The sequence below is a fragment of the Alienimonas chondri genome (assembly GCF_013036045.1).
Classification (GTDB): domain Bacteria; phylum Planctomycetota; class Planctomycetia; order Planctomycetales; family Planctomycetaceae; genus Alienimonas; species Alienimonas chondri.
Genome location: NZ_WTPX01000042.1, coordinates 24,693 through 32,104 on the forward strand (window position 1 = coordinate 24,693; position 7,412 = coordinate 32,104).

Annotated in this window: 6 protein-coding genes and 1 pseudogene; 2 read left to right on the forward strand and 5 right to left on the reverse strand. The window is 67.1% G+C overall.

The features are described 5' to 3' along the window. Positions 1-87: 87 nt before the first annotated feature. From rlmN to nagB, 4 genes are all read right to left on the reverse strand, one after another. Positions 88-1,179, reverse strand: a complete 1,092-nt coding sequence (gene rlmN, locus LzC2_RS08380; protein WP_171185780.1) for a dual-specificity RNA methyltransferase RlmN — start codon at positions 1,177-1,179, stop codon at positions 88-90. Positions 1,180-1,228: 49 nt separating this feature from the next. Beyond that, positions 1,229-1,747: a GNAT family N-acetyltransferase gene (locus LzC2_RS08385; RefSeq protein WP_171185782.1), complete on the reverse strand. Its 519-nt coding sequence runs from the start codon at positions 1,745-1,747 to the stop codon at positions 1,229-1,231. Between the two features lie 45 nt (positions 1,748-1,792). After that, entirely contained in the window at positions 1,793-2,392 is a 600-nt protein-coding gene (gene lexA, locus LzC2_RS08390; protein WP_171185785.1) for a transcriptional repressor LexA, read from the reverse strand. A 214-nt stretch (positions 2,393-2,606) separates the two neighbouring features. After that, the gene (gene nagB, locus LzC2_RS08395; protein WP_315854584.1) at positions 2,607-4,481 is read right to left on the reverse strand and encodes a glucosamine-6-phosphate deaminase; all 1,875 of its coding nucleotides are present in this window, start codon (positions 4,479-4,481) and stop codon (positions 2,607-2,609) included. A gap of 117 nt (positions 4,482-4,598) precedes the next feature. Here nagB and LzC2_RS08400 point away from each other — a divergent pair, with 117 nt between their 5' ends. Both LzC2_RS08400 and LzC2_RS08405 read left to right on the forward strand, forming a co-directional pair. Further along, positions 4,599-5,381, forward strand: coding sequence for a PIG-L deacetylase family protein (locus tag LzC2_RS08400; RefSeq protein WP_171185787.1), 783 nt, complete (start codon positions 4,599-4,601; stop codon positions 5,379-5,381). A 12-nt stretch (positions 5,382-5,393) separates the two neighbouring features. After that, the gene (locus tag LzC2_RS08405; protein ID WP_171185789.1) at positions 5,394-5,711 is read left to right on the forward strand and encodes a hypothetical protein; all 318 of its coding nucleotides are present in this window, start codon (positions 5,394-5,396) and stop codon (positions 5,709-5,711) included. An 83-nt stretch (positions 5,712-5,794) separates the two neighbouring features. Here LzC2_RS08405 and LzC2_RS08410 read toward each other — a convergent pair. After that, positions 5,795-7,412 (reverse strand): annotated as a pseudogene (locus LzC2_RS08410) (hypothetical protein); the annotation flags it as partial.

The following is a 7,412-nucleotide window of genomic DNA, read 5'->3' on the forward strand; positions in this document are numbered from 1 at the left end:
CGGAGGGAAGGGGGAGCGCGACAGAGAATAACGCCGCGACGCCCGATTGCAGTGTCGACCGAACAGCGAGCCCGGGGCGGCCCGCGATCAGACCGTCAGCGGGACGGGTTCCCGTTCCGCGACGCGTCTCAACTGACCGCACGCGGCGTCGATGTCGGCGCCCTTCCGCTTGCGAACCGTCGTCGGGACGCCGGCGGCATTGAGGGTGCGGAAGAACGCGTCTGTGGCCGGTTCCCCCGGTGCGGAGAAATCCAGTTCCGCCACGTCGTTCATCGGGATGAGATTGACGTGAGCCCGCCGTCCAGCGAGCAGGCGGCCCAGTTCCGAAGCGTGCTCCGGTTGGTCGTTCACGCCGGCCATTAGCACGTACTCGTACGTGACCCTCCGCCCCGTCGCGCCGAAGTAGCTGTCGGCCGCTTCCAGCACCGCTTGCAGGCCGGTGCTGCGGTTGATCGGGACGATTTCGCTGCGGAGCTCGTCGTTCGGCGCGTGAAGCGAGACGGCTAGGTTGTACGGCTTGCCGAGCTCCGCGAACTTTCGCATCTGGGCGGGCAGCCCGACCGTCGAGACGGTAATTCGCCGCGGGGACAAGCCGAGCCCGTCCGTCGCAGTCAACTCTTCCAGCACGCCTGTGAGGTTGCGGAGGTTCGCCAATGGTTCGCCGATGCCCATGACGACCACGTTCGTGATCCGCCCCCCCGGTTGATCCGCCGGAGGGAGGAGGCGGTCGAGCCGCAGCACCTGTTCGAGGATCTCCCCGCGGGTCAGGTCGCGCTGCACGCCGCCGATGCCGCTGGCGCAGAACACGCAGCCCATCGCACAGCCGACCTGCGTGCTGATGCAGACGGTGCGCCGGCCGGTCTCCCGCATCAAAACGCATTCGACATGATGGCCTTCGCTCTTACCGGAGGGGTCCGCGAAGCGAAGGAGGAGTTTCTCGGTGCGGTCCCGCGCCACCTGATGACGGACCGGCTCCCCGGAAAACAGCGGCAACTCCGCGGCGATGCGTTCCCGTAACGGGGCAGGGAGCGTCGCGATCTCTCGTGGCGACTCGACCCGTCCCGAAAAGATGCCGTTGCGAATTTGCTTGGCCCGAAACGGCTTCTCGCCGCATTCGGTGAGCCAGTCGCATAATCCGTCGGCGCCGAGGTTCAGCAGAGAGGGGGGCGGGGCGGGCATCGTGAGAGTGTAAGGGCAACGGCTTCGAGGATCGCGAGGCCGTGAGGATTCATGCCGACAGTGCGGGGTCGTAGCGAACCGTTCCTCGGACGTCGTCGAGCATCTCGGGGAGAAGCGCCGCCACTGCGAACGCTCCCGGCGGGGCGTCGTACTCAGATCGCAAATCGAACTCGTCTGCCGGCACGAAGCCGAATCGGCCGTAGTACTTCGGGTCTCCGAGGACGAACACGGCGACGGCGCCGCGATCGCGACAGGCATCGAGACCCTGCCGCACCAAGGCGGAGCCGATCCCGTTCCCCTGATGCTCAGGCCGCGTTGCCAGCGGGGCAAGTCCGAAGCTCAGGAACCCACTCGGAGGGGGAGGCTCGATGGATGTCCGGCTGAATGCCACGTGTCCGACGACCTGATCCCCCTCCGTCGCGACGTACCCGAGATACTCAGCGGCCCGATCGCGGAGTTGGTCGACGATGTCCGCTTCGTCCGCCCGTCCGAAAGCCGATTCGTGAACGGCACGCACGGCATCGCGGTCCGCAGGAGTCTCCGGTCGCACGACGAACGTCGGGGACATGGAGGCAGACCGTTACGGACCGTCGAGGTCAATCTACGAAAGGGATCAAACCCGCCGGATGACGCTTTCCAGCACGCCGACGACCTGCACGTCGCGGGCGTAGATCGGTTCCATTTCGCTGTTCTCCGGCTGCAGCCGAATGCGATCCTTTTCGCGATAAAAGGTCTTCAGCGTCGCCTCGGTGCCATCGACCGCGGCGACGACGATGTCGCCGTCACGACAGGTCTGCTGGCGGCGAATGACGACGTAATCGCCCTCCGTGATATGGGCGTCGATCATGCTGTCGCCCTTCACCTTCAGGCACATTTTATCGTCGCCGTCGAACAGGTCGGCGAAGTCCATCGTTTCGAGGTCTTCCTCCGCCAGCACCGGATTGCCGGCCGCGATCTGACCGACGAACGGCAGTTCCGTTTTCGCCCGCGGCTTGTGGGACAACTCGATCGCGCGGGACATCTTCTCCTCCCGCGTGATGAGGCCCTTCTTCTCCAGTGCCTTAAGGTGACACATCACGCCGTTGGGCGACTTGATGCCGAATTCGTTGCCGATTTCCCGCACCGTCGGGCCGTACCCGCGATCGATGATCTTGCCCCGGAGAAATTCGTAGATCTCGCGCTGTCGGGGAGTCAGCTTGTCGCCGCGGGCCATCGGTCGGTGGGGGTTAAACGTGTGACGGGAACCCGAAGGACTGTGCGGCACATGGGCGGTGGGGGTCCGGCCACCGGTGTTCCTGCGCACACCCTTCGACCCGACGGTAGTGAACGACCGTGCGGGTGGCAAGCGATTAGTGGGCGCACGTTCGTGAGTCCGCCCAAAAACCGCTTTCTCGCAGGCCGTTCGGCCCCCGGTGCGTTCTTCCGCGTCAGCGGGCGCCGCGGGCGAAAGCTTCGATGGCGTAGTGCTCCGGCAAGCCGAGCACGTCATAGGCCGCGGAGGTCGCCTTGGTGCGTTCCTCGGCTCGCACCCAGAATTCACGGTCGTCGTGACCGGGGAAGACGGGACGGTCCTTCTGCGTCTCGTGCTTGAAGATCGCCCGCCGTTTCCGGGCCGTCACTTCGGGGCTGATGGGAACGGCCCGGTCGATCTCGTGCGGTTCGAACTCCTGCCAGGCTCCGCGATAACGCCAAACCTCCGGTTTGATGCCTTCGGACGCCACTTCTTCCAGCGCGCGGCCCACGACCCGGGCGCACCGACGGTGCGTGCCGTGCGGATCGCGGAGGTCGCCGGCCAAGTACACTTGGTCGGGGTCCACCTTCCGCAGCAATTCGACCGTGTTGTCGACGTCCTCTTGGCTAATCGGCTGCTTCGTGACGCGGCCGGTTTCATAGAAGGGCAGGTTCTGAAAGTGACAGCGATCGCGGCGGACGCCGGCTTCCTCCGCGGCGGCGACGGCCTCGGTACGGCGAATCAACGCCTTCAGCTTCCACACCTCCGGGCTGTCCGGCTCCCCGGGCGGCTTTTCCTCCAGCGAGGCGATCAGGCGGTCCGGCAACTCGCCTTCCGTTTCGGTATCGACCAGGGGGGCGATGTCGAACAGGTGCCCGAAGGCGCTGACGAAGTCGAGGTGGCGCCGCACGTCATGGTCGAATACCGCGGTGGCGCCGCTGGTTTGGTAGGAGACGTGCACGTCATGGCCGTGATCGCACAGCAGGATGAGCGTGCCGCCCATCGAGATCACGTCGTCGTCCGGGTGCGGACTGAAGACCAGCACCGTCTTTTTCTGCTTCGAACCGTCGCCCGCGGGGTGGGTGCAGAGCGTGGCGTCGAGACGGTCGAACACGCGGTTCCGCAGCGTCTCGACCGGGCCGCGTTCGCGGAGTAATTCGTGCAGGTCATGTTCGAGCAGGTCGCGGGTCTGCAGCTTCGTCAGGGCCTTTCCGCAGCGGTCGGCGACCCACACCATCGCCTTGGTCTCGCTGCGGTCGTCCCAGTCGATCGGGCCGGATCGCCACGGCGTCTTGACGGTGGTCAGCTCCGCGGCGGCGCCGCGATCCAAGAGATAGGTGAGGTCCGGGTGACCGTTCAGCAGCGTGGCGGGGACGCGATCGGTCGGGGCGTCCTCCAGCGCCGAACGCACCACCGGCGCCTTGTGTTCGCCGAGGGCGAGAATCAGCACCTTCTTCGCCTCGCGGATGGTGCCGACGCCCATCGTGATGGCGTGCAGCGGGACGTTCTCCTCGCCGAAGAATCCGGGGGCGGCGTCGGCTCGGGTCAGCGGATCGAGCGTGACGAACCGGGTGCGGCCGTCCGGGGGGCTGCCGGGTTCGTTGAAGCCGACGTGCCCGGTCCGCCCGATGCCCAGTAGTTGCAGGTCGATCCCGCCGGCCTTGCGGATCTTCGCCTCGTACTCGGCGCAGGCGGCGTCGACGTCGCGGCGGGGGACGTCGCCGGGGGGCAGATGCGTGTTCTCCGGTTTCAGGTTGACGTGATCGAAGAACGTCTCCCGCATGAAGTGGTGGTACGAGTGCCGATCCTCCGCCGGCATCGGCCAGTATTCATCGAGGTTGAAGGTGACGACGTTCGAGAAGTCGAGCCCTTCCTCCTTGTGCAATCGAATCAGTTCGCGATAGACGCCGATCGGCGTGGAGCCGGTCGGCAGGCCGAGGACCGTCCGTTGGCCGCCGCTGTTGCGTTCCCGAACAAGACCGGCGACGACCAGAGCGGCGTGGGAATCGGCGTCGGCGGCGCTGTCGAACAGCAGGGCGGGGACGCGAGTCAGCGGGAGAGGATGCGGCACGATGGGAAGGCCGGGGCGGTCGGGACTGGTGTCGCGGAGCGGGGAAGGGCACGATTCTGAATCGCCCGGATGGACGAATGAATCGGACCGGCCGCTACCTTACCGAAATCGCCCTCGATGAACGCCGCACGAACCGATTCCAGCCCGCCGCGCGTGTTGGCGATCCACTCTCATCCGGATGACCTGGAAATTCTGTGCGGCGGGACGCTCTGCCGGCTTGCGGATCTGGGATGCGAGATCGCGACCGCGACGCTGACCGCCGGCGACCTCGGCAGCGCCGACCTGTCCCGAGAAGAGATCGGCGCGTTGCGCACCGCGGAGTCGCGGCGGTCGGCAGAGTTGCTGGGCGCGAGTTACGAGTGCGTCGGCCTGTATGACTTGTGCATCACCCACGACGACGCCAGCCGGCGGGCGGTGACCGCGGCGGTTCGGCGGGCGAAGCCGGATCTCATCCTGACGGCCCCTCCGATCGACTACATGAGCGATCACGAGATCACCAGCCGACTCGTTCGCGACGCGGCGTTCGCGGCTTCGGTGCCGCTTTACGAGTGCGGCGAACCGGCCACGGAGCGCGTGCCCTACCTCTACTACTGCGATCCCGTCGGGCATGCCGGGCCGCTGGGCGAGCCGTGGCGACCCGGGATCGTCGTGGACGTGACGGGGCAGATCGAACGGAAGCTCGAACTGCTGGCCTGCCACGACAGCCAACGGGCGTGGCTCCGTCGGCAGCACGGGATCGACGAATACCTCGCCGGAACCCGTCGCTGGTCCGCCGCCCGCGGCGAATTGATCGGGGTGGAGTATGGGGAGGGGTTTCGCCAGCACCTCGGACACCCGCACCCGACGGACGATCTATTGGCGTCGCTGCTCTCCGCCGTTCGGCCGGCGGACATCATTTGAGCGCCGGCACGGGTGAGCGCCGGCACGGGGCGTGAGGGCGGCGGCGGGGTCTGCTACAGTGGGGCGATGCCGGAATCGCCTGCTCCGACCGCCGCCGTCGCCGTGGGGACGCCCGACGCACCGTCGGCTCCCGCGGGAACGCATGAATCGACGGCCACCGTCGTAGCGTCTCGGTCCGGGGCGGACCCGTTTACGGCGGACGAGTATCGCCAATTTGCGATGGAAGACGGCCGGGCCGGCAAGTTGATCGGTTGGTTGCTGTGCGCCCTGTTCGTCTACACGATCCTCGTCGCCTCCGCGGCGATCTGGTGGACCGTTCAGGCGAGTTGAACCCTGTGCGCCGCGGTTCCTTCGCAGACGCGGAGGCCGACGTGCCCCTGTCGCCCTTCGTCGCGAGAAGAGGGGGCGAATGGTTAAGGGAAAAGTCCGAGTGGATCCGCCGAGGCGTTTTCCGCCCGGTTGCCCGTGCTGGCGTCGGCGTTGAGGGCGGCTTTGATCTCCGCCGTATGGGTCGAGGGGGCGATGGGTTCCTCCGTGTCGCCGAACTCGCAGTCGGCGATCACGAGTCCCTCGCTGTTTTGACGGGGGGCGTTGCCGAAGGCGACGCCGCGCGTGAGGCCTGCGAACACGAGATCCTTTAACGTTACGTTCTTCAATGCGACGCGCCCGGTCTCCGCGTCGCCGAACCGCACGCCGTCCGTTCCGGAGGCGATCCGCAGTCCCGAAAGCGTGACGTCCGTCACGTTCGCGTCGACGTCCACTCCGACGGCCGCCCCGGTGATCGAACCGCCCGTCACCGTCAGTGTGTTCACGCCTCCCTCGACAATCTGGATTCCGATCGCCTCCGGGTCGCCGCCTTCCGGCGAGGTGATCGTGACGCCTTCCAGGTCAAATCCGTCATTGGACAGGCCCCGAAGCAGAATGCCCGTGCCGGTCAGCCCTTCGATCGTGAGGCCTTTGATCCGGGATTCGTTCAAACCGACGGCCACCTCGACCGCCACCGCTTTCTCCTCGGCATCGACCGTCAGGTTTTCCAGGGTCAATCCTCTCACCAAGCCGGTGATCGCGATCGACGGCGCCGCGCCGGGGGTGCGAAAAACCGTGCCGTCGGCGTGCCCCTGAAAAGTGACGTACTCGGGGAAGTCGAATCCGCTGCCGTCCGCGATCAATCGCTCAGTGATCACCCCCTTGGGCAGAAGGACGACTCTCGCCTCCTCCGGCCCGAGCGGATCGTCCTGCTCCTTGAGGTAGCTGATCGCCGCCGTTAGGGAAGGGAAGCGCCCCTCGGGGCCGACGGTCAGCGGCCTGTCGTCCTCGGTCACTTCGGGCGAATCGGGGACGACGTTCGGTTCCGGGTCATCGTCGCCCCCGCTGAGCCAAATCCCCAGCCCGATCGCGATCAGCAGGCCGACTGCCGCGGCCGCGATCCAGGGCCACTTCGTCTTCAGTCCGGCAGCGTTCTCCGTCCGCCTCGGTCGTACGCGAGAGGCAGACGGGACCTCGGTGGCGGGGAGGGTTCCGCTGCCGGGAACTTCGAATGCGTCGATCGACGAACTCGACCCGGGGGCGGCTCCGATCCCGGAACCCGGGCCGGTGCGGATGCCGCTCCTCGCCCCGCTGCCGGGTTCCACCTGCGTACTTGAGCCGAAGTCGAATCCCGAATCGATCCCCGATCCTGGACCAAGGTGGGACGTCGAGGAACCCGGTCCGCCGGAAGCGTGATCAGGCGTATCGGCGCCGCCGAGGAAATCGAATCGCCCGCTGCCGGGGGCGGGCGTGTGTTCTGCCGACTCGCCGGTCGAGGAACTGGGGGCGTCTGCGGCCGGCGGAGGCGTGGGGTCGCCACCGTGGAGGATGTCGGACTTGGGGCCGCCCGCCCGGCGAATGCCTGACCGGGGTTTGATTCCGGAGCGCGGGCGGGCGCCGGAAAGGACGGCCGATCCGCTGCCCGTTTCGGCCGGCAACCCGGCGAGAAAATCGTTCAATTCCGGCTCCGCGGGCGGCTGCCCGACGGGGGGGCGGGGGCCGCCG

Bases quoted from the DNA above. Each gene is read 5' to 3' on its own strand.
- rlmN (WP_171185780.1), bottom strand. From the start codon at position 1,179: ATGCCCGCCCCGCCCCCCTCTCTGCTGAACCTCGGCGCCGACGGATTA.
- LzC2_RS08385 (WP_171185782.1), bottom strand. From the start codon at position 1,747: ATGTCCCCGACGTTCGTCGTGCGACCGGAGACTCCTGCGGACCGCGAT.
- lexA (WP_171185785.1), bottom strand. From the start codon at position 2,392: ATGGCCCGCGGCGACAAGCTGACTCCCCGACAGCGCGAGATCTACGAA.
- LzC2_RS08400 (WP_171185787.1), top strand. From the start codon at position 4,599: ATGAACGCCGCACGAACCGATTCCAGCCCGCCGCGCGTGTTGGCGATC.